Raw genomic sequence first — 22,422 nt, 5'->3', positions numbered from 1 at the left:
TACACTGGTGAGGTGGGGAGCGTTCCGCCCCGTGCGGGCACACCGTGAGCACCACCGAGATCCGCGGCGACCGGCGCCTGCCCTTCCCGTGGCGGCGTCACCACGTCGATGTCGAGATCGCCCCTCTGATCCAGGCGTTCCGCGCGCAGCACAAGCGGGCCGACACGGCGCTGATCGAACGGGCATTCACGGTCGCCCGCGAGGCCCACGCCGATCAGGTCCGCCGCTCGGGCGAGTCCTACATCGCCCACCCCCTCGGTGTGGCCCTCGTCCTCGCCGACCTCGGGCTCGACGACACGACGTTGGCCGCCGCCCTGCTTCACGACGCCGTCGAGGACACGAGCCTCACGCTCGACGACATCACCGACGACTTCGGCGCCGACATCTCGGCCGTCGTCGACGGCGTCACGAAGCTCGACCGGCTCCAGTTCGAGTCGAAGGAGGAGCAGCAGGCCGCCACGATGCGCAAGATGCTCGTGGCGATGGCCAACGACATTCGCGTCCTGCTCATCAAGCTCGCCGACCGGTTGCACAACATGCGCACGATCGCGTCACTCCCGCAGTTCAAACAGGAGCGCATCGCCCGCGAGACCATCGACGTCTACGCACCCCTCGCCCACAGGCTCGGTATCCAGGACGTCAAGTGGCAGCTCGAGGACCTTGCGTTCGCCGTGCTCCATCCACGCCGCTACGCCGAGATCGAGCACATGGTGCTCACGCGATCGCCCGAGCGCGCGGAGCTGATCGAGGAGGTCCTCGCGGCCGTGAGTGCCCGGCTGGCCGAGCTCGGGATCAACGCCGACGTCGTCGGTCGCCCGAAGCACTACTGGTCGATCTACGAGAAGATGGTCGTGCGCGGCAAGGAGTTCGGCGAGATCCACGACCTGGTGGCGATCCGGGTGATCGTCGACTCCGTGAAGGACGCCTACGGGGCGCTCGGGTCGATCCACGCCCTGTGGACCCCCGTGCAGGGGCGGTTCAAGGACTACATCGCCATGCCCAAGTTCAACCTGTACCAGTCGCTGCACACGACGGTGATCGGGCCGAAGGGCAAGCCCGTCGAGGTGCAGATCCGCACCGAGGAGATGCACCGCCGGGCCGAGTACGGCATCGCCGCCCACTGGGGCTACAAGGAGCAGCGCTCGCCGGAGGAGGACCTGGCCTGGCTCCAGAGGATCGTCGACTGGCAGCAGGAGACCGCCGATCCGGCCGAGTTCATGGAGACGCTGAAGGTCGATCTCGAAAAGGACGAGGTCTTCGTGTTCACGCCCAAGGGCCGGGTGATCACGCTGCCGGCGGGCGCCAACCCGGTCGACTTCGCCTACGCCATCCACACCGAGGTCGGGCACCGCTGCATCGGGGCACGGGTCACGGGCCGCCTGGTGTCACTCGACACCGTCCTCGTGTCGGGCGACACCGTCGAGATCGTCACGAGCGACGTGGAAGGCGCGGGGCCGAGCCGCGACTGGCTCCAGTTCGTCAAGACACCCCGCGCACGCAACAAGATCCGGCAGTGGTTCTCGCGTGAGCGCCGCGAGGACGCCCGCGACTCCGGGCGAGACGAGCTCACCCGTGCGTTCCGCCGCGAGGGTCTACCCCTGAACCAGGTCGCCGGGTCCGATGTGTTGCAGACGGTCGCCGTGTCGATGAACTACGCCGACGTCGACGCCCTCCAGACCGCCGTGGGGGAGGGGCACGTCTCGGGCCGGAGCATCGCCCAGCGTGTCGCCCGCGAGCTCGAAGGTGGTCCGGAGCACCTGCCCGTCACGGCACGGCGGCCGGCCCGGGCGTTGCGCCGCCGGGCGCCCGCCGGTGTCCACGTGGAGGGCCTCGACGACGTGATGGTCCGCCTGTCTCGTTGTTGCACGCCCGTACCCGGCGACGAGATCATCGGATTCGTCACCCGTGGCCGTGGGGTCTCGGTACACCGTGCCGACTGCGCGAACGCGGTGGGTCTGGCCACCCAGCCCGACCGCCTCATCGAGGTCGAGTGGGACCAGGAGTCCACGGGGTCGTACGTCGTGTCCGTCGAGGTCGAGGCACTCGACCGGTCCGCTCTCCTGCGCGACGTGTCGCAGGTCGTGAGCGAGCACCATGTGAACATCGTGTCGGCAGACACCCAGACCTCCACTGACCGGGTGGCCCGCCTCCGCTTCGAGTTCGAGCTCGCGGAGCCCGCCCACCTCGAGTCCCTCATCGCTGCTCTCCAGCGCATCGAGGGGATCTACGAGGTGTACCGCGTCGTGCCCGGGGCGCCCCGTACCGGGGCGGCCCGCCGCGCCGCCGAGCACGGCTGACTCCGACATATCCGGCCAATACCCCCACGTGGCGGCGCTCCGGCGCCGGGAACGCGCCGCCCGGCGGCACACCGCACCGATTCCTCAAGGCGGACCGCCCTTCGGGCCGATACCCGGGAGAGGAGAAGGGATCGGACTCGCATGGGTCGAGGACGGCGTCGTGCCACGAGTGTTGCCGCGCGCATCAACCGCCGTTTCTTCGCGCACGGGCGACACCGGACCGTGTCCGACGAGGGCGGCTTCTCGCTCATCGAGCTGGTCGTCGCGATCGCCTTCTTCGCCATCGTGATCACCGGGATCGCCGCCATGACGAGCAGCGGGTTGACGCTCGCGCGCAACAACCGCAATCGGAGCATCGCCGCCAACCTGGCGAGCGAGCAGGTCGACGCCTTCCGGGCTGCGCCCTTCGAGGACGCGATCACCGATCTCGGGCTCACGACCGAGACGGTGGCGGTCAACGGTGTCGACTACGAGGTGACCCGCGAGCTGTCGTGGGTCGACCAGGAGTCCGAGGCCGGGGCGTGTGACATCGCAGCGACCGGTGCGACGACGCCCCGGCTGCTGAGGGTCGTCGTGAGCGTCGAGTGGGCCGCCATGGGAACCATCGACCCTGTCACCTCCGAAACGGTTCTCGCGCCGCCCATCGGCGCCTTCGACCCGACGCTCGGGAACATCGCCGTGCGGGTCTTCGACCGCAAGGCCGGTCCCGGTTTCGGCCACCCGGTCACCGTGTCGGGGCCCGACAACCCCCCGCAGCAGGTGACGATCGACGACAACGGCATCGTGGGGTGTGCCTTCTTTGCCGGTCTGACACCCGGGAGCTACACCGTCACGATGGGGACGGCCTCGTTCGTCGACCGCCAGGGCGTCGCGAGCCCGAGTCAGACCGTGGCCGTGACGTCGGGCACGGTCAGCTCCGTGCAGTTCGATTACGACCGCTCCGCAACGCTGTCGCTGGCCGTTGCCGCTCCGGGCGGTGGCAACATCCCCGCTGACGTCCCCCTGACCATCGGCAACAACCAGATCCTCCCGCTCGGGACCCGGATCGTGAACGGCACGGGGACACTCCGCACGGTCGCCGATCTTTTCCCCTTCTCCGACGGCTACCAGGCGTGGGCCGGATCCTGCGCCGACGCCGACCCGGAGGGCGTCGACCTCGTGGGCGGTGGGCCGTACTGGGTGGGAGGGGTCCGCTCCCCGTCGCTGCCCACCGATCCGGGGCAGGTGACGGCGGGCACGGTCGACATGGAGACGCTTCAGGTCGACGTCACCCGCTCGGGCTCCGCTGTCCCGTCCGTCAACGTCGTGGCTGTACACGCAGCTGACGACCGCTGCGAGTCGGGAGAGACGCTGGATCTGGGGACGACCGACGCCACTGGGCAAGTCAACGGTGCTCTGCCGTTCGGAACGTGGGAGATCCGGGTGTCGGGTGAGTCACCGGCCTCGTCGTGGCCCGGGGCCGTGAACGACCCGACGAGCACGCCGCCGGCCGACGTCGTCGTGGAGCTTGCGCCGTGACCCGCTCCTCGCTCCGACACCGTCGCCGCCGCGGCGGAACGGAGAGGGGGTCGACCCTCATCGAACTGCTCGCCGTGATCACTCTCCTCAGTCTGGTCCTCGGCTTCGTCTACGCGGGTGTGGCCTCGTTGCGCGACGCCGTGGAGGGAACCGATCGACGTCTCCAGAACCTCAGCGAGGGACGCATCCTCATGGCCACGCTGAGCAAGGACCTTCGGACGGCCATCCGGCCCGCTCCGGGAGCGTCACCGTTCGTCGTTGCCGACGCCAACCATCTCGAGCTCTACGCCAACCTCAACCCGACACCCGCCCCGCGCCTGCTCGACATCTCCATCAGCGCGAGCGACGAGCTCGTGGAGTCGACGACGATTGCCGGTGCGGGTGCGGCCGCACCGTACGCCTACAGCGATTACGACCCCGATGACGCCGAGGTCCGCCTCGTCGGCCGCTTCGTCAACAACGACGCGTCGGACCCGATGTTCACGTACTACGACAGCGACGGCGACGAGCTCGGTCCGACGCCGCTCACCACAGCCCAACGGCTCGCCGTGCACTCGATCGGCATCAGCATCAGCGTCAAGAAGGAGAGCACGTTCGCGAGAAACCCCACGGTGATCCAGAACCGCGTGCGCCTGCCCAACGTGGACTACCAGGAGGTTCAGTGACATGAGCCCGCGTCGGCACCGTGGGTGCACGTCAGACGGTGAGAGCGGTATGGCCCTGGTCACCGTGGTGCTCACCACACTCGTTCTGATGACGGTCGCGACAGCGGCGGTGGGATACGGGCTGGGGTCCCAGAACCTGTCGCGGCGCGACCAGGACTGGAACGCGGCTCTCGCCGCCGCCGAGGCCGGTATCGACGACTACGTGCTGCGGTTGAACCAGGACAACAACTACTGGCAGAGCTCCGATCCCGACGACCCACCGTTCGACACGCTCAACGGTGCCCTGACCGGCTGGGTGGAGATCCCGGGTGGCTCCGAGGAGGCCGAGTTCCACTACGAGATCGACGGCAGCGACGTGTTGTCGTCGGGCACCGTCAACATCGTCTCGACCGGCCGGCTCCGCAACGTCGAGCGGACGATCGAGGCGACGCTGCGCAAGCGGAGCTTCCTCGACTACCTGTACTTCACCGACTTCGAGACCCTCGACCCCGTCGCCTACACCGGCAGCCCTTCGCCGGCCTGGGCGCAGGCCAACTGTTCCAGGTACTGGTACAACGGCCGCCCGGAAGGAAGCGGCCAGTGCGTGAACATCCGCTTCGGCGGCAACGACGTCATCAACGGCCCGCTGCACTCCAACGACGCCATCCTCATCCGGAGCACCCCGCAGTTCCTCGGTGACACGTCCACGAGCTGGAACGACCCGGGTGGGAAGTTCTGGAGGGATGACAATCCCGTGAGCACACCGTTCTTCGCCAACCCCGGCGACCCGTCGTTCGCGCCGCCCCTCACGATGCCGCCGAGCAACACGGCGCTGCGTGCCGAGGCCGATGTCGACCAGGGCGGCCAGGGGTGCCTCTTCACCGGACCCACGAGCATCGAGATGAACGCCGACGGCACGATGACCGTCCTCAGCCCGTTCTCCGACGACACCTCACAGAACTGCTGGACGAGCGATCTCGACACCGGCGACACGATGCCGCTACCGGCCAACGGTGTGGTGTTCATCGAGAACGTCCCGACCGGGCACGCTCACGCGGGATGCAGCTCGCACCCGTTGGGCTACCCCCAGGACGACGACGAGTACAACAGCTACAGCTGCAAGAGCGGTGATGCCTTCGTGCAGGGGACTCTCGACGGCCAGCTGACGATTGCGGCCGAGAACGACGTGACGATCGTGTGGCACACGACCTACGAGGACGGCGTGGCGGGTGATGATCTTCTCGGCCTCGTGGCCAACAACTTCGTCGAGGTGTACCACCCCATCGAGGGCTACTGGATCTACGGCGGCGGAAACCCCTCCAACAGCCACCGGTACTGCTCGTACCAGGGGAGCAACTGGTGGTACTGCTGGGACAACGTCGACGTCGTCACGAACCAGGGAACACCGCTCGAGTCGGACAAGAACGACCCGTTCGAGGACGCGCGGGTCGATGCGGCGATCCTGTCGGTGCAGCACTCCTTCCTCGTGCAGGAGTGGGCGAGGCCGTACAGCAAGGGGCTGGGGGACCTCAACGTCACGGGCGTCATCGCCCAGCGCTTCCGCGGCCCCGTGGGCACGACGAGCGGGAGCGGCTACGACAAGGAGTACGTGTACGACACGCGGCTCCAGTACCTCCAGCCACCGAAGTTCCTCGACCCCGTCGCGGCGTCGTGGTCGGTGGCCACCTGGGCAGAGGTCTCGGAACCGGCGCAGTGAGCGGGGAGTCCGGGCGTGGTCAGCGCCCGCAGGCGGAACCAGCGGATTGAGAACAGGAACGTACGGGGGCGACCGGTAGCATCCGGGCCGTGCCCGACACCCCACGACCCCCGAACCCCGACGCGTTCCGGGCGCCCACCGGCACGCACGACGTCCTGTCGCCCGAGTCGTCGCGCTGGTCGGGCCTCATCGCCGCATTCGCCCGGAGAGCCGAGCGTTTCGGCTACGGGTTGGCCATCACCCCGGTTTTCGAGCACCTCGAGGTGTTCCGGAGAGTCGGTGCGGGCACCGACGTGGTCCGCAAGGAGATGTACACGTTCACCGACGCCGGCGAACGCGAGCTCGCACTGCGCCCGGAGGGAACCGCTCCGGTGGTCCGCGCGTTCGTTGAGCACCGACCCACCCCTCCCTGGAAGGCCTGGTACGTCGCGCCGCACTTTCGCTACGAGCGCCCCCAGAGGGGCCGCTACCGCCAGCACCACCAGCTCGGCGTCGAGGCCATCGGCGTCGACGACCCCGACCTCGACGTCGAGGTCGTCGACCTGGCCCACGGCTTCTTCACCGACATCGGTCTGTCGGATGTCCGGCTTCGCCTCAACTCCATGGGAGACGAGGAGAGCCGTCCCGCGTACCGCGCCGCTCTCCGCTCCTACCTCCTCGACCACGCCGACGGCCTGGGTGGTGACTTCGTCGAGCGTGTCGAGGCGAGCCCACTCCGGGTCCTCGACTCCAAGCGCAGCGACTGGCGCGAGATCATCGAGCGGGCACCCCAGATCACCGAGTATCTGAGCGATGCTGCGCAGAACTCCTTCGAGCGGGTGCAGCGCGGCCTCGACGCACTGGCGATCCCCTACGAACTGGACCCACGTCTGGTCCGGGGCTTCGACTACTACACGGGAACCACCTTCGAGTTCACCGTCGAGGATCTCGACGCGGCACAGGACGCCATCGGCGGCGGCGGTCGCTACGACAGGCTCGCCGAGGAGATGGGCGGCCCCGCCGCCCCCGGGATCGGCTTCGGTATCGGCATCGAGCGCCTCCTGCTCGCCGCCGACGCGCAGGGTGTCGTCGGTTCGAGGGTGCAACGCCCCGACGCCTTCGTCGTCGACGCCCTCGGGGGCCTCGAGGCCGTCCGGGTCGTCCACGAGCTCCGCTCACTCGGGCTCCGTGCCGACCGCTCGTACGGAGGACGCTCGGTGAAGGCCCAGTGGCGCCAGGCCGACCGGTCCGACGCACGCTTCGGCGTGATGCTCGGTGCCGACGAGGCGTCCCGGGGCGCGGTCGCCGTGAAGAACCTCGACACCGGCGATCAGACCGAGGTCGACCGCGACGAGGTCGCCGCCTGGATCGAGACACGCCTGGAGACCCCCCATGATGCGTAGCCGCTACGCAGGGTCCCTGCGGCCGGTCGACACGGGCGAGAGCGTCGCCCTGTGCGGTTGGGTCGCCAACCGGCGCGACCACGGGAGTGTCATCTTCGTGGACCTGCGCGACGCCGAGGGCCTCGCCCAGGTCGTGATCGACCCGTCGAGGGAGAGCTGCGCTGACGGCCACGCCCTGCGCAACGAGTTCGTCATCCGTGTCGAGGGAACGGTCAGGGCCCGACCTCCCGGCACCGTCAACGACAGCATGCCGACCGGCGAGGTCGAGGTCGACGTGGAGTCCCTCGAGATCCTCAGCGCCGCGGAGCCCCTGCCGTTCCAGGTCGACGACCGGATCGAGGTCGACGAGGCCCTCCGCCTCCGTCACCGCTACCTCGACCTTCGTCGCGCGCGCATGCAGCGCAACCTCCGACTGCGGGCCCGCGTCGTTGCCGCAGTCCGGCGCTCGATGGAGACCCAGGGATTCGTCGACGTCGAGACACCCACACTGACGCGCTCCACGCCCGAGGGCGCGCGCGACTTCCTCGTGCCGAGCAGGCTCCAGCCCGGCTCGTTCTATGCGCTGCCGCAGTCACCCCAGTTGTTCAAACAGCTCCTCATGGTGGGCGGTGTCGACCGCTACTTCCAGATCGCACACTGCTGGCGCGACGAGGATCTCAGGGCCGACCGGGCTCCCGAGTTCACACAGCTCGATACCGAGATGTCGTTCGCGGGCCCCGACGACGTCATGGACGTCATCGAGCAGGCCGTGGTCTCGGCCGTGGAGGAGATCACCGGGTCACGACCGGCCCGCTTCGACCGCATCACGTGGGAGGAGTCGATGACCCGCTACGGCACGGACAAGCCCGACCGTCGTTTCGGCACGGAGCTGCACGACTGCTCGGCGCTCTTCGCCGACGCCGAGTTCCGGGCGTTCTCCGGACGGTACGTGGTGGCGATTCGCCTCGCGGGTGGGGCCGACACGTCGCGCTCGGCGCTGGACGCGTGGACCGACACCGCCCAGACCCTCGGCGCAGGCGGTCTCGTGTGGATGCGGGTGCGCGACACCGAGCTCGAATCGCCGGTCGCGAAGTTCATCTCCGCCGACGAGCAGTTCGGGCTCCGGTCGACGACCGGTGCGGAGGCGGGCGATCTCCTCCTGATCGTGGCCGACGGTGACAGGCGCCTCGCCCAGAGGGTGCTCGGCGCGCTCCGCCTCGAGCTCGGCCGTCCCGAGCGTACGGACGTCCCCCTCGACCTCTGCTGGGTCGTCGACTTCCCCCTCTTCGAGGGCGTCGCCGACGGTGTCGCCCGCTCGGCCCATCATCCCTTCACGGCGCCTCACCCCGACGACGTCGACCTGCTCGAATCCGATCCGCTCGCGGTCCGGTCACTCGCCTACGACCTCGTGTGCAACGGCTTCGAGCTCGGATCGGGCTCCGTGCGAATCCACGACCGTGTGCTCCAGCAACGCTGCTTCCAGGCTCTCGGCATCGATGAAGCCGAGGCCCAGAGCCGCTTCGGGTTCCTGCTCGACGCCTTCCGCTACGGCGTGCCACCCCACGCCGGGTTCGCGTTCGGCATCGACCGCCTCGCCATGATCCTGGCCGGGGAGCACTCACTGCGTGACGTCGTGGCCTTTCCCAAGACCCAGACCGGGAGCGACCCGCTCACCGGTGCGCCTGCGCCCGTCGACGACACGCAGCTCGGGGATGTCGGAATCTCCGTGCTGTCGGAGTTCCGTCCCGACGTCGGTCCGCGGCCCTGACCGGCCGGGAACCAGACCTGATCACCCGCACGTGACGACGACCGTGCGATGATCGTCGGCGGGAGGAAACGCCACGTCAGCCGACCTCGAGAGAAGAGCGAGAGAAGAGCGAGAGAAGAGCGAGAAGGAGCAGGACTGATGGCAGGCGACCGTCCGGGCGGCTCTGCCGACGCGGACGAGCAGATCCACGAACCCGCCGGAACAGCCTCCTCCCGTCGACCCTGGTACCGGAGACCCCGGCGCGTGATCCTGATCGTGGTTCTGGTGGTGTTCGCAGGTGGCGTCGGCGTGTTCGCCGTTCTCTGGGCCAACCGGGGTCCCGAGGAGGTGTCCACGCAGGATGCGGTCGAGCGCTACCGCGAGGAGGAGGGCGGCGGCACCGAGACCGCCGGGTTCCTCCAGCCGGCCACCGGCGTGTACACCTACGAGGGTTCCGGCACCGAACGGCTGTCGCTGCTCGGGACCAACCAGGAGTGGGGACCGACGATTCCCGCCACCGTGACGCGGGAAACGGACGGCTGCTGGAGTTTCCGGATCGACTTCAGCACCAACCACTGGCAGGTGAAGAAGTACTGCCCCTCGGGGGACCAGCTCCTCGACCTCGGCGGCCCTCTCCACCAGAGCTTCGACCTCGTGGCCGCCCATGTCGGCGACACAACCGAGTTCACGTGCGATCCTCCGATCCAGGTCATCCGCGTGAACGCAGAGCCCGGCGAGTCATGGGATGCGTCGTGCGACGGTGGGAGTGAGGGTCGGGGCACGCAGGTCACAGCCGCCGGCACCAACACCTTCGTCGGAATCGAACAGATCGAGATCGGTGGTGAGGAGGTCGCCTCACTCCACTACCGGGAGTATCGGGAGCTGTCGGGAGACCAGACCGGCACCGAGGACACTCACGAGTGGTTCGATGTCGCCGATGGTCTACTGCTTCGCTCCACCCACGACACCCGCGTCGCGTCACCGTCTCCGATCGGCGACATCATCTACACCGAAGAAGGTGAGTTCCGGTTGACGTCCCGGACACCCCATTCCTGACCGAACCACGCGCGACGACGAAGCTCCTTGAGCTCCTGGACCCGTAGTCGTGCGGGCCTCCTCTATCCGCTCTTGGCGCCCTTGTTCGTCGCCTCGACTCGGGCGGCGCAGGATACCTACGCCGCGTGCCCTCGTCTCGGGTGGCGCCGGGCCGCTCGGGCCACGGCTCGGGTGACGCAGGATACCTGCGTCACCAATCCTCGCCTCAGACGTAGACCGTGACGGTGGCGGTCCGGCCGGACGTCACCGTGAAGTTCTGCTGGCCGGCGCGTGTGGCGGTTCCGATGTCGGTACCACCCTCACCCGGCGGGGCGGGGGCGCTGACCGCTGTCCAGGACAGGTGGTAGCTCCCCGACGCAACGTTGCCCTGGGCGAAGCCGGCTCCGTTGGTGAGGCCCGGGTGTGTCCACGATCCGCCGGGGCCCGAGACGGTGACTCTCACCGTCCACCCGTCCGGGACCACGACCGTGCCGCTGTAGCCACCGGGAGCAGGCGGGGGAGGCGTCGGCGACTCGGCCTGCGGTGCCGAAGGCGTCGGCGCCTCGGTCGGGGCCGGTGCCTCCACCTGCTCACCGGCCACCTCGGTGGGCGCGGTGACCGGAGGAGCGGTCGTGGGAGGCGCGGTGCTCGGTGGGGGCGTGATCACCTCGGGTGCGCCCGGATCCGTGCTCTCCTGCGCGCTGGCGGCGGCGTCGGTGGGTGCGGAATCGTCTGAGGCGAGAGCGGAGACGCCCGCCGTGACCCCGACGAGCCCGACCACCACGGCGGCGGCAGCGGCGCTCCGGGCGAGCATGCTCCGCCGGCGCAGCTGCGCGGAGCGGCTGTGCACGGCTGCGACCGTCTCGGGGCCGGCCTGCGGCGGGTGGGTGTCGTCCAGGTCTTCGAACATGTCAGGCCTCGATCCGGGCAGATTCCGTGTCGGAGCCCGCCGATGTGGGGTCCGGTCCGTCCGATTCGGCGAGCGTGGCACGCAGGGCCGCCAGGCCCCGGGATGCGTGCGTCTTCACGGTGCCGGCCGAGCAGCGCAGCTGAAGGGCGACGTCACGCTCGGACAGATCGGCGATGTAACGCAGCGTGACGACCTCGCGCTGGCGGCGGCTCAAGGTGCGCAGAGCACGTACCAGGTCGACGCGTTCCGAGTCGAGTGAGGTCGAGATGGTGCCGCCCGCCGGCAGACCCGAGGTCTCGTCGTCGAGGCCCGTCAGACGCCGGCTCGTTCGCCACCAGTCGATCGCCAGGTTCGAGGCGACCCGCACGACCCAGGGCTCGGCGTGATTCGAGACCTTCTTCCAGCGCGTGAGAGCGCGAGCGAGAGCCTCCTGGGCGATGTCCTCGGCCTCGGCACGCCGGCCCACGAGACGGTACGCGACCCGGTAGGCGCGGGCGTGGAGATTCTCGAAGGCCTCGTCGAACGACAGCGCCATCGCCGTGGTGTCGGGCGCCGCCTCACGGGCCTCCTCGGCCACGAGATCCACCTCGACGGTGGCATCGACGTCGACCGTCGGCGTCGGGGGCCCCGGGGGCCCGGTGCGGAAGGGGGCCGGGCTCATCGGTAGCGACGGTAGCGTCGCGGAGAGGGATGTGGCTGCCATACCCGGTACACGTGCCGGCCTCCCGACGGGTTGACACGGCCTCGAGAGAAAGTTCGCGAACCCCGCACTTCGTACACTCAGCGTGCAGACTATAGCACTCTCAGCGTTCGCCTGTTACCCGTCGGCCCCTGGCCCCACATCCGGCCTACGATCGGCCGGTGAGCGCGTCGCGGGGTTCGTCCGACCTGTTCAGCGCCCAGGCGGAATCGGAGCTGTCCCGGCGGGCTCCGCTGGCGGCCCGACTGCGCCCCCGCACCCTCGACGACGTCGTCGGCCAGGCCCAGCTGATCGGCCCCGACGCCCCGCTTCGTGTGCTGCTGGCGTCCGACCGGCTCACCTCGGTCATCCTCTGGGGACCGCCCGGGACCGGCAAGACCACCCTCGCCCGCCTCATCGCACGCGAGACCTCGCAGGCGTTCGAGGCCCTGTCGGCTGTCACCGCCGGGGTGAAGGACGTACGCGCGGTCGCCGAGGCCGCCCGTGCGCGCCTCGGGGAGCGGGGGCACGGGACGATCCTGTTCCTCGACGAGGTGCACCGCTTCAACCGGTCCCAACAGGACGCCCTCCTGCCGCACGTCGAGGAGGGCCTCCTCGTTCTCGTGGGGGCCACGACCGAGAACCCCTACTTCTCGCTCACGGCCCCGCTCCTGTCACGCTCCAGCCTCTTCCGGCTCGAGCCGCTCGGTGGCGACGACCTTCGAGCTCTCGTGAAGCGCGCGCTCGAGGACTCCGAGCGCGGTCTCGGTGACACCGGCCTCGTGATCGCCGAGGACGCCCTCGATCACCTGGTCGACCGGGCCGAAGGTGACGGGCGCAACGTCCTCACGTCGCTGGACGTCGCAGCAGGCCTCGCCCGCGAAGCGGAGCGCTCGGAGATCCTGCTGTCCGATGCCGAAGCGGCGCTCGCGACGCGGGCACTGCGCTACGGCGACGACGAGCACTACGACGTCCTGTCGGCGTTCATCAAGAGCATCCGGGGAAGCGACATCGACGCGGGGCTGTACTGGCTGGCCCGGATGGTGGAGGCGGGTGAGGACCCCCGCCTCATCGCCCGCCGCCTCGTGATCCTGGCCAGCGAGGACGTCGGGATGGCCGACCCGATGGCTCTCGTCGTGGCCGACGCCGCGGCGCGGGCGGTGGAGTTCGTCGGCCTCCCCGAGGCCCAGTTGAACCTCGCGCACGCCGTGGTGCACCTGGCCAGGGCCCCGAAGTCGAACTCCGTGACCACGGCCCTGGTAGCGGCGCGCGCCGACATCACCGACACATCGAGCAGCGGGGTTCCCGACCACCTGCGGGACTCGCACTACCGGGGGGCGGCGGCACTGGGCCACGGTGAGGGCTACGTTTACCCGCACGATCACCCGGACGGCCGGGTGGAACAGCGGTACCGTCCACCCGAGGTCGACGGCCACCGCTACTACCGGCCCACGGGCCGTGGTGCGGACATCGACGCCGCGGCCGACGGGCAGCCCGTCGGCCCGACCGACACGGCCGAAGGCACCGACGGTGAGGGAGGGCACCACGATGGACGCAGGTGAGTGGGCGGCGGTCGTCACGTCGCTGGCGGTGCTGATCCTGGTGGGCGGCCTCCTCGTGACGCTCACGACGCTGAGCCGGACGCTGCGTGCGCTGCGGTCCGCCGTCGAGGAGATGCGCGTGGAGGCCCTGCCGGCGGTCAGGGAGATGCGCGAGACCGTGGCGCAGGCCCAGACCGAGCTCGACAAGCTCGACACGCTCCTCTCGACCGCCGAGACCGTGTCCCAGACCTTCGACTCGGCGTCACGGCTCGCCTATCTCACGTTCTCGAGCCCGGCCGTCAAGGCGCTGTCGTTCGGGACGGGCGTCGGCAAGGCGGTGCGTAAGCTCCGGGGCGACGAGGAGTGACGACATGTTCAGACGGCTCTTCTGGTTGATGGTCGGGTTCGGTCTCGGGCTCGGCCTGGCCGTCCTCACCTTCCGCAGGATCGACGCGGTCCTCAACCGCTACGCGCCACCCCAGGTGGCGGACCAGCTCGCGACCTCGGCGAAGGCCCTGGGTCGCGACGTGCGTGAGGCCGTGCTCGTCGGTCGCGCGGCGATGCGTGAGCGCGAGGCCGAACTGCGCTCGGAGGTCGGGGTTTCTGCGCCGGGCGTGGGGGTCGGAGGGCGGTAGCCTGAGCCACGTGGTACCCCGAACCGCCGACGAGCTACGTCGCGCCTTCGTCGCATTCTTCGAAGAGCGCGGCCACACCGTCGTGCCCTCGGCCTCCCTGATCCCGCACGACCCGACCGTCCTCTTCACCGTCGCGGGGATGGTGCCCTTCAAGCCGTACTTCGTGGGCGACGAGCCCGCTCCCTACGACCGCGCCGTCTCGGTCCAGAAGTGCCTGCGGGCCGGCGGCAAGCACAACGACCTCGACGAGGTGGGCCGCAGCACACGGCACAACACGTTCTTCGAGATGCTCGGCAACTTCAGCTTCGGCGACTACTTCAAGGCCGACGCCATCGCGTACGCGTGGGAGTTCCTCACCGGCGTCCTCGGCCTCGACCCGGAGCGGCTCTGGGTCACCGTCCACGTGTCCGACGACGAAGCGGCCCACGTCTGGGCCGACGCCGTCGGAGTGGATCCGAGCCGGATCCAACGTCTCGAGGACGACAACTTCTGGCGCATGGGCGACACCGGTCCCTGCGGGCCGTCCTCGGAGATCTTCTGGGACAAGGGGGAGCGTTTCGGGCCTCCCGGCGGGCCGGCCGAGGGGGGAGAGGACCGCTTCGTCGAGTTGTGGAACCTCGTCTTCATGCAGTTCGACCAGCGCCCCGACGGCACACGCGTCGATCTTCCGCGGCCCAGCATCGACACCGGTGCGGGTCTCGAGCGCAACCTCGCCGTGCTCCAGGGTGTCGACAGCATCTTCGAGATCGATGTGTTCGCCCCGATCATCGCCGCCGCCGAGGACGCCACGGGCGCCACGATGGGCGCAAGCGACACCGGCGACGTGTCACTGCGCATCCTCGCCGAGCACGCACGTGCGATGACGTTCCTCGTGGCCGACGGCGTCGTGCCGTCCAATGAGGAGCGGGGCTACGTGCTGCGACGCATCATCCGCCGTGCCGTACGCCACGCATTCCTGCTCGGGGCCGACTCGGTCGTCACACCACGGCTGGTCGACGCCACCGTCGAGGTCATGGGCGGTGCCTACCCCGAGCTCGTCGCGAAGCGCGACGACGTGGCCCAGACGGTGGGACGCGAGGAGGACCGCTTCCTCACGACGTTGCGTCGCGGTCTCGACCTGCTCGACGGTGTCCTGGCCGACGGAGACGTGTCGGCCGCCGACGCCTTCCACCTGCACGACACCCTCGGCTTTCCCCTCGAGCTCACCCAGGAGATCGCCGCGGAGCGCCACCGCAGCGTCGATGTCGACGGTTTCGAGGATCTCATGGAGGAACAGCGGGCACGCGCCCAGTCGGCGCAGCGCACGGTCGCAGGCGACGACGGTGCGGCACCCGTGTTCCGCTCCCTGCTCGACGAGCACGGCGAGACGGAGTTCACAGGCCGCGGTGAGTACACCTCGAAGGCGACGGTCGTCGGGATCGTGTCGGGTGCAGCGGCTGTCGAGCGCTTGGATGCCGGTGAGTCGGGACGCGTGGTGCTCGACCGCACGCCCTTCTACGCCGAGTCGGGTGGGCAGGTGGGCGACACGGGGACGATCACCTCTTCCGACGGGGCGCGCGCCCGTGTCGACGACACGCAGTACGCGCTTCCGGGAGCACTGACGGCACACGATGTCGTGGTCGAGGAGGGCGCCCTGTCGGTGGGTGACGACGTGGAGGCCGCCATCGACGGCACGCGGCGCGACCGGATACGGCGAAACCACACGGCCACCCACATCCTCCACTGGGCGCTCCGGGAGGTTCTCGGCCCCCAGACGCGACAGGCCGGATCGCTCGTCGCACCCGACCGGCTCCGCTTCGACTTCAGCCACCACCAGGCACCCACGCCCGACGAGTTGGCGGAGGTCGAACGCCTCGCCAACGAGGAGGTCATCACGAACGCGGCGGTTCGCCACTACGAGACCACGATGGACCACGCCCGGGAGATCGGGGCGGTTGCCTTCTTCGGCGACAAGTACGGCGATGTCGTTCGTGTCCTGGAGGCCGGCGACCACTCCACCGAGCTGTGTGGCGGGACCCACGTGCACGCGCTCGGCTTCATCGGGCCGATCAAGATCGTGAACGAGGGGTCGGTGGGGTCGAACCTCCGACGCATCGAGGCGCTCACGGGTGGGGCCGCCTTCGACCACATCCGTGGCGAGGAGGCCGTTCTGCGCGACGCCGCCGGGTTCCTCAAGACATCTCCCGACGATGTCCCGGCGGGTGTCCGGCGGCTCGTCGACACCAACAAGGAGCTGCGCGCCGAGGTGGCGACGTTGCGCGCCGCACAGGCCGGCGCCGACGCGCGGGCGCTGGCTACCGACGCCGTCGAGGGACGAGTCGTCACGCGGCGCGACGGGTTGGGCCCCGACGATCTGCGTCGGCTGGCGTCCGAGACTCTTCGTGAGCTCGGGTCCGGTGTGGTCGCGCTCGTCGGGGAGGCCGACGGGAAGGCCGCCATCGCCGTCGCCCTCAGCGAGGATCTCCGTGAGGCCGGGGCGTCAGCCGCCGAGATCGCCGCACCCGCCGCGCGCTGTCTCGGCGGGGGAACCGCGCGCAACGCCGACCTGGTCGCCGGCGGTGGCCCGACGACCGACGGAATCCCCGATGCCCTCGACCGCCTCGCCGAGGAGGCCGCGGCGGCAACGAGCGCCCTTGCCGGGAGCTGACGTGGGTCGTGTACTCGGTGTCGACCTCGGTGGGCGCCGCATCGGCCTGGCCGTCTCGGATCCCGAGGGGATCCTGGCCTCACCCCACGGGATCCTCGAGCGTGCCCGGGGGGGCCCGAAGGGATCGTCCGGTCGGCACGCCGACCTGCGCGCCGTCCTCGACGCCGCCCGATCGCTCGGCGCCACCACCATCGTCGTCGGTCTGCCGCTGTCGATGTCGGGGTCGGTGGGTCCGGCCGCCCGTGGGGTACTCGAGGAGGTCGAGCACCTCCGCACACTCGCCGCCGCCGACGGCGCGAACGACATCGCCGTCGAGACGCACGACGAGCGACTGTCGAGCGTCGAGGCCGATCGGGCGCTGGCCGCGGCCGGGTCGCGAGGTCGCGGCGCACCCAACGACGACGCGGCAGCCGCCGTGATCCTCCAGAGCTGGCTGGAGGCCGACGGTGGATGACGAGCACCCGCCCGCCGACGGAACGGCTGACGTTCCCGCTCACGACGGACACGGCACCTGGTCGACCGACGATGACACCCCGCGCACCCGCGCCGAGATCCAGGCCGAGAAGCACCGGCGACGTCACCGACGCCGGCCTTCGGCGCGGGTCCGCCGCAACCGCGTCATCGCCCTGTTCCTGGTGCTCGGCCTGGGGCTCCTGGCACTCGTCGTGGCTCCGGGGGTGTGGTTCTGGTACCAGCTCGATCCACCCGGAGGCACCGGTGACGCCGTGGCGGTGCGGATCGAGGACGGGTGGGGCGTCAAGACGATCGGCGACGAACTCTCGAACGCCGGCGTGATCGGCTCGCCGCTGGCGTTCCAGATCTACACCGGCGCCACCCGGGCCGGGCCCTTCCAGGCGGGGGAGTACGAACTCGCCGAGAACCTCGGGGTCCGCGGGGCCGCCCGCGAGCTCGAGGACGGTCCGGATGTCACGTTCGACGAGCTGGCCGTTCCCCCGGGTCTCCGCCTCGACGAGATCGCAGCTCTCGTCGGTGAGCTGCCCGGCCGCAGTACGGAGGCGTTCATCGCCGCTGCCGGCTCGGGCGTCGTGCGATCGGCGTACCAGCCCGACGACGTCACGTCGCTCGAGGGCCTGATGTTCCCCGACACGTACTTCGTGGCCGACCACGAGGACGAGACCGACATTCTGCGCACGATGGTCGAGCGTTTCGACGAGGTGGCGACGGGACTCGACCTCACCGGGGGTTCCGCCGCGCTCGGCATCACGCCCTACGAGGCCGTGATCGTGGCGTCGCTCATCGAGTCGGAAACCTCCGTGGTCGACGAGGGGCCGCTCGTGGCCGCCGTCGTCTACAACCGGCTCGGCGACGACATGCGCCTGCAGATCGACGCCACGGTCCTCTACGCCATCGGGGAGCGCCGCCTCCAGACGACCGACGCCGAGCGCCTCACCGACTCCCCTTACAACACCTACGTGACGGGGGGTCTGCCACCGACGCCCATCTCCTCGGTCACCGAGGCGTCTCTCGACGCGGCGCTGCACCCGGCCGACGTGGACTACAGGTTCTACGTTCTCACCGACGACGAGGGCCACCACGCCTTCGCGGAGACCTTCGAGGAGCACGAGGTGAACGTGGCCGATTCGGCGCAGCGGGGTCTTCTCGGATGAGCACGGACCCGGTGGCGCCGTTCCGCCGCGTGTCGCCGACCGGCGCGACGCGCGTGGCGTGTGTCGTCGGCGAGCCGGTCACGCACTCGCTGTCTCCCGTGATGCACAACGCAGCGTTCGCCGCCCTCGATCTCGATTGGGTGTACACCGCGTTCTCGACCTCCGACGGTGGTGCCGCGGTCGACGCCATGCGCGCGCTCGGAATCGCGGGCATGAGCGTCACGATGCCCTGCAAGGAGTCGGCGGCGGCTGCCTGTGACGAACTGACGCCCGAGGCCGCCGCGCTCGGTGCGGCGAACGCGCTCGTGCTGCGCGACGACGGCACCGTGCTCGGACACTCCACCGACGGCGAGGGGCTCCTGGCGTCGCTTCGTGACGAGGGCATCGACGTGAGCGGTGTGAGAGCACTCGTGGTGGGGGCGGGAGGAGCCGCCCGGGCGTCGGCCCGGGCGCTGGGGGGGGCGGGCGCCGAGGTCGTCGTCGTGGCCCGTCGTCCCGAGGCCGCCGAGGCCGCCGCCGACCTGGCGGGAACCGCCTCGCACGGGGCGAGGGCCGCTGCGTGGGGCGATCTGCCCGAGGAGGCGCACGCCGCCGGCCTCGTCCTGAACGGAACGCCTCTGGGCATGGAGGACGAACCGCCCCCCTTCCCGGTCGCGGTGCTGACCGACCGCCACGTCGTCGTGGACCTCGTCTACGAGCCGCCCGAGACCCCGCTCCTCGCGGCCGGGCGGGCCGTCGGGGCGACGACGGTCGGGGGGCGGGGGATGTTGCTCCACCAGGGTGCGGCCGCCTTCCGCCTCTGGACGGGCATCGAGGCCCCACTGCCCGTCATGCGCCGGGCCCTCGACCACCGGTGCTGAGCTCCGCGCCCGGCAGGCCCGGTGGTCCGCCGGTCAAGAAAGCCGGGCGAGAGGTCGATACTGCCCCCGAGAGGTGGTGTCGACAAGGGAGAGCAGGTGCCACTCCAGGGCACGCTCGACGCGTTCTCGCTCGACGAGGTGCTGCAGATGCTGGGGCACGCCCGCAAGACGGGCGCGCTCGACGTCGACGTGCCCTCCCGCGTCGGGGGGACGATCTACCTCGCCGGCGGTCGGTTCTGCGGCGCCGAGTCGGGTGAGCTGACCGGAAAGGTCTCCACGTCCGAGGAGCTCGAGGCGCGGCTCATCGACGTGTGTTTCGCACTTCTCCGCGTCGAGGAGGGCTCGTTCGCGTTCGAGCCCGACAGGCTGCCGTCGTGGCCGGTCGGTGCCGGCGTCGACGTCGAGCCGGTCCTCGAGCACGTGCGTGGCCTGGTGCGCGACTGGTCGGCCATCGAAGACGTCATCCCGTCGTTCGAGTCGAAGCCGTCACTCGCCCGCGATCTCACGCGCGACACCGTGGCGATCGACCGGGACACATGGGCCGTCGTCAGCGCGGTCGACGGCGACACCGACGTCCGGGGCATCGCCCGGATTCTCGGACGCTCGGTCCTCGACGTGGCGGGAGCCCTCAAGGATCTCGTGGGGGCGGGAGCGGTCGCTGTCGACGGTGTCGTTGCCCCCACGACCTACGTCGCCGGCACCGTTCCCGCCGAGCGCCGGGTGCCCGTGCCCTCCGGGGCTCTCGAACCCGATGCCGTGTCGGTCGACCTCTCCGCCGAGGAGGTGACCGCGCCGGAGGTATCCGTCGCCGCCGAGCCACCTCCCGCGACGACGCCCGCGGGCGCGCCGCCGCGACGCGACGTCACGCCGTTCGACGTGTCCGAGCTCCAGGCGGCCCAGGCCGAGGCCGAGCGCGGCGTTGCAGGGCCCGGGCCCGCCGACGCCACGGCGAGCGCACCACCTCTCGGTTCCGGCCTTTCCGGGCCACTGGCCGAGGCGGTGGCGGAGGTCGCAGCGCTGGCCGAGGGCACGGCTCCACCACCCGTCGCCGGCCTCGGGCCGCCGTCACAGGGAGCCCAGCTCCCTCCGCCCGCCGTGTCGACGCCCCCGGCGACGAACAACGCGACCGGCGCGCCGACTGCGGCGCCTCCCGACGGAGGACCCGGAGGCGACACCGTCGACAGGTCGGATCCCGACGATGGTCCCGGTGTGACCGGGGAGCCGCCCGACCGCCCCAAGCCGACCGCGCGCCACCGGGGTGAGGCGCTGAGGATGTTCTCGAGCCTACGCAGGACCTGACCGCCCGGTTCCCGGTCGCCCGCCCGGTGACCGGGGACTTCCCGCGCCCGGTTCCCGGCGTTACAGGTTCGGCCGATTCCCGCCGATATGCGGGGAGAACACGCAACGGGAGGTCCCGTGTCCGAGGGTGCGAACCTGGGCACCCTGCTGCTCGAGCAGGGGCTGGTGACGAAGGCCGAGCTCGACGCGGCGCTGTCCCAGCAGCCCGTCACCGACAAACCGCTCGGTCGGATCCTGATCGAGAACGGTGCCATCTCCGAACTCGACCTCATGGCCACGCTCGCCCAGCAGGTCGGCCTCGACTTCGTCGACCTCAACGACTACTCGATCGACGCCTCGGTCGTGGGTCGCATCCCCGAGGCGCTCGCCCGCCGGTACCAGGCGCTGCCCGTGCGCTTCGACAACGAGAACGACGAGCTCGTCGTGGCCATGTCGGATCCGTCGAACGTGTTCGCGATGGACGACATCCGCGCCATCACGGGAGCGGCGATCCGGACGGTCGTGGCCACCAGCGGCCAGATCTCGGACGCCATCGAGCGCTTCTACCGGCTCGACACCGACGTCGAGACGATGGCCCAGCAGGCCTCCGACGAGTTCGCCGAGGGCGAGGAGCTCGCCGACGTCACCGCCGTCGTCGACGACGCACCGATCGTCAAGTTCGTGAACCTGCTGATCACACAGGCCGTCCACGACCGCGCCTCCGACATCCACGTGGAGCCGGGGGAGAACGACATCCGGATCCGTTTCCGGGTCGACGGCGTGCTGCACGAGGTGATGCGGTCGCCGAAGTCGATCCAGGCCGGTGTCACGAGCCGGTTGAAGATCATGGCCGAGCTCAACATCTCGGAGCGCCGCGTTCCCCAGGACGGGAGGATTTCGGTGAACGTGGGCGAGCAGGCGATCGACCTGCGTCTGGCGACGTTGCCGACGGTGTACGGCGAGAAGATCGTGATGCGGATCCTCGACAAGACGCAGGCGCTGCTGTCGCTCGCCGACCTCGGGTTCCTTCCCGAGCCCAAGGAGCGCTACGAGCGGGCGGTCGCGCGTCCCAACGGGACGATCCTGGTCACGGGGCCGACCGGCTCGGGGAAGTCGACGACGCTCTACGCCACGCTGAACCAGCTCAACGTCCCCGACCGCAACCTGATCACCGTCGAGGACCCGGTCGAGTACCGGCTGCCCGGCATCAACCAGATCAACGTGAACCCCAAGGCGGGGCTGACCTTCGCCTCGGCGTTGCGGTCGATCCTGCGCTCCGACCCCGACGTCCTGCTCGTCGGGGAGATCCGCGACTCCGAGACCGCCACGATCGCCGCCGAGGCGTCGATCACGGGGCACATGGTCCTTTCGACGCTGCACACCAACGACGCGTCGTCGACCCCGATGCGCCTCGTGGAGATGGGCGTCGAGCCCTTCCTCGTGGTGAGCGCGATCGACTGTGTGCTGGCGCAGCGCCTCGCCCGGCGCCTGTGCGACCACTGCCGCGAGGAGTACCAGCCGACAGAGCCCGAGCTCGTGGAGGCCGGCTGGCCCACGGAATCGCTCTCGGGCCACGACTGGCCGACTCTCTACCGGCCGGTCGGCTGTGAGAGCTGCAGCCGTACGGGCTACCGCGGCCGGTTCGCCCTCTTCGAGGTCCTCCTCTTCGACGAGGAGATCGAGCGGATGGTGATCGAGCGCCGCACGAGCGACGACATCAAGAAGATCGCCATGATGCACGGGATGCTCACTCTCCGTGACGACGGTCTCCGGAAGGTCGCTCTGGGTCACACCAGCCTCGAGGAGGTGTTCCGGGTCGTGGCCTGAGGCCGATCCGCTGCTTCAGTCGGGCCCCGGGGCGGCCGATGAGAGCGGAGGAGACGCCATCGGGATGCCGAGGGACATCGTGTCGAGGACGCCATGCT

18 protein-coding genes are annotated in these 22,422 nt (G+C 70.1%); 16 read left to right on the top strand and 2 right to left on the bottom strand.

The features are described 5' to 3' along the window. Positions 1 to 44: 44 nt before the first annotated feature. The 7 genes from R3A49_03600 (at position 45) to R3A49_03570 (ending at position 10,340) form a co-directional block, all read left to right on the top strand. Positions 45 to 2,297, top strand: a complete 2,253-nt coding sequence (locus R3A49_03600; protein MEZ5169813.1) for a bifunctional (p)ppGpp synthetase/guanosine-3',5'-bis(diphosphate) 3'-pyrophosphohydrolase — start codon at positions 45 to 47, stop codon at positions 2,295 to 2,297. Between the two features lie 141 nt (positions 2,298 to 2,438). Next, complete coding sequence (locus R3A49_03595; protein ID MEZ5169812.1) at positions 2,439 to 3,815, top strand: hypothetical protein; 1,377 nt, start codon at positions 2,439 to 2,441, stop codon at positions 3,813 to 3,815. Beyond that, positions 3,812 to 4,480 (top strand): prepilin-type N-terminal cleavage/methylation domain-containing protein, encoded by a 669-nt coding sequence (locus tag R3A49_03590; protein ID MEZ5169811.1) that lies wholly within the window; start codon positions 3,812 to 3,814, stop codon positions 4,478 to 4,480. Before R3A49_03595 ends, R3A49_03590 begins: the two co-directional genes overlap by 4 nt. A gap of 49 nt (positions 4,481 to 4,529) precedes the next feature. Next, positions 4,530 to 6,176 carry a hypothetical protein gene (locus R3A49_03585; protein MEZ5169810.1) on the top strand — a complete coding sequence of 549 codons (1,647 nt, stop codon included), beginning with the start codon at positions 4,530 to 4,532 and terminating at the stop codon, positions 6,174 to 6,176. Positions 6,177 to 6,265: 89 nt separating this feature from the next. Beyond that, the gene (hisS, locus tag R3A49_03580; protein MEZ5169809.1) at positions 6,266 to 7,558 is read left to right on the top strand and encodes a histidine--tRNA ligase; all 1,293 of its coding nucleotides are present in this window, start codon (positions 6,266 to 6,268) and stop codon (positions 7,556 to 7,558) included. After that, a complete protein-coding gene (gene aspS, locus R3A49_03575) occupies positions 7,548 to 9,305 on the top strand; it encodes an aspartate--tRNA ligase (GenBank protein ID MEZ5169808.1) in 1,758 nt (585 codons plus the stop codon). Before hisS ends, aspS begins: the two co-directional genes overlap by 11 nt. Before the next feature lie 138 nt (positions 9,306 to 9,443). Then, positions 9,444 to 10,340: a hypothetical protein gene (locus tag R3A49_03570; GenBank protein ID MEZ5169807.1), complete on the top strand. Its 897-nt coding sequence runs from the start codon at positions 9,444 to 9,446 to the stop codon at positions 10,338 to 10,340. A 205-nt stretch (positions 10,341 to 10,545) separates the two neighbouring features. Here R3A49_03570 and R3A49_03565 read toward each other — a convergent pair whose 3' ends face one another. Next, entirely contained in the window at positions 10,546 to 11,229 is a 684-nt protein-coding gene (locus R3A49_03565) for a hypothetical protein (GenBank protein ID MEZ5169806.1), read from the bottom strand. A gap of 1 nt (position 11,230) precedes the next feature. After that, entirely contained in the window at positions 11,231 to 11,890 is a 660-nt protein-coding gene (locus tag R3A49_03560) for a SigE family RNA polymerase sigma factor (protein ID MEZ5169805.1), read from the bottom strand. Between the two features lie 200 nt (positions 11,891 to 12,090). Between R3A49_03560 and R3A49_03555 the strand changes: the two genes are divergently transcribed. The 9 genes from R3A49_03555 to R3A49_03515 all read left to right on the top strand — a co-directional run bounded on the left by R3A49_03555 (position 12,091) and on the right by R3A49_03515 (position 22,324). Next, positions 12,091 to 13,470 carry a replication-associated recombination protein A gene (locus R3A49_03555; GenBank protein ID MEZ5169804.1) on the top strand — a complete coding sequence of 460 codons (1,380 nt, stop codon included), beginning with the start codon at positions 12,091 to 12,093 and terminating at the stop codon, positions 13,468 to 13,470. Then, the gene (locus R3A49_03550; GenBank protein MEZ5169803.1) at positions 13,457 to 13,816 is read left to right on the top strand and encodes a DUF948 domain-containing protein; all 360 of its coding nucleotides are present in this window, start codon (positions 13,457 to 13,459) and stop codon (positions 13,814 to 13,816) included. Before R3A49_03555 ends, R3A49_03550 begins: the two co-directional genes overlap by 14 nt. Before the next feature lie 4 nt (positions 13,817 to 13,820). Continuing rightward, positions 13,821 to 14,084, top strand: coding sequence for a hypothetical protein (locus R3A49_03545; protein MEZ5169802.1), 264 nt, complete (start codon positions 13,821 to 13,823; stop codon positions 14,082 to 14,084). Between the two features lie 10 nt (positions 14,085 to 14,094). Then, on the top strand, positions 14,095 to 16,731 hold the full coding sequence (gene alaS / locus R3A49_03540) for an alanine--tRNA ligase (protein ID MEZ5169801.1): 2,637 nt from the start codon (positions 14,095 to 14,097) through the stop codon (positions 16,729 to 16,731). After that, positions 16,718 to 17,185 (top strand): Holliday junction resolvase RuvX, encoded by a 468-nt coding sequence (ruvX, locus tag R3A49_03535; GenBank protein ID MEZ5169800.1) that lies wholly within the window; start codon positions 16,718 to 16,720, stop codon positions 17,183 to 17,185. Before alaS ends, ruvX begins: the two co-directional genes overlap by 14 nt. After that, positions 17,178 to 18,359 (top strand): endolytic transglycosylase MltG, encoded by a 1,182-nt coding sequence (gene mltG, locus R3A49_03530; GenBank protein ID MEZ5169799.1) that lies wholly within the window; start codon positions 17,178 to 17,180, stop codon positions 18,357 to 18,359. The genes ruvX and mltG overlap by 8 nt, the downstream gene beginning before the upstream one ends. Further along, the gene (gene aroE / locus R3A49_03525) at positions 18,356 to 19,219 is read left to right on the top strand and encodes a shikimate dehydrogenase (protein ID MEZ5169798.1); all 864 of its coding nucleotides are present in this window, start codon (positions 18,356 to 18,358) and stop codon (positions 19,217 to 19,219) included. Before mltG ends, aroE begins: the two co-directional genes overlap by 4 nt. 96 nt (positions 19,220 to 19,315) lie before the next feature. After that, positions 19,316 to 20,518, top strand: a complete 1,203-nt coding sequence (locus R3A49_03520) for a DUF4388 domain-containing protein (protein MEZ5169797.1) — start codon at positions 19,316 to 19,318, stop codon at positions 20,516 to 20,518. A gap of 117 nt (positions 20,519 to 20,635) precedes the next feature. Continuing rightward, positions 20,636 to 22,324 (top strand): ATPase, T2SS/T4P/T4SS family, encoded by a 1,689-nt coding sequence (locus tag R3A49_03515; protein MEZ5169796.1) that lies wholly within the window; start codon positions 20,636 to 20,638, stop codon positions 22,322 to 22,324. Positions 22,325 to 22,422: the final 98 nt, after the last annotated feature.

This window comes from Acidimicrobiia bacterium (assembly GCA_041394025.1).
GTDB lineage: Bacteria > Actinomycetota > Acidimicrobiia > IMCC26256 > JAOSJL01 > JAOSJL01.
This window is presented reverse-complemented; position numbering and strand designations above follow the sequence as displayed.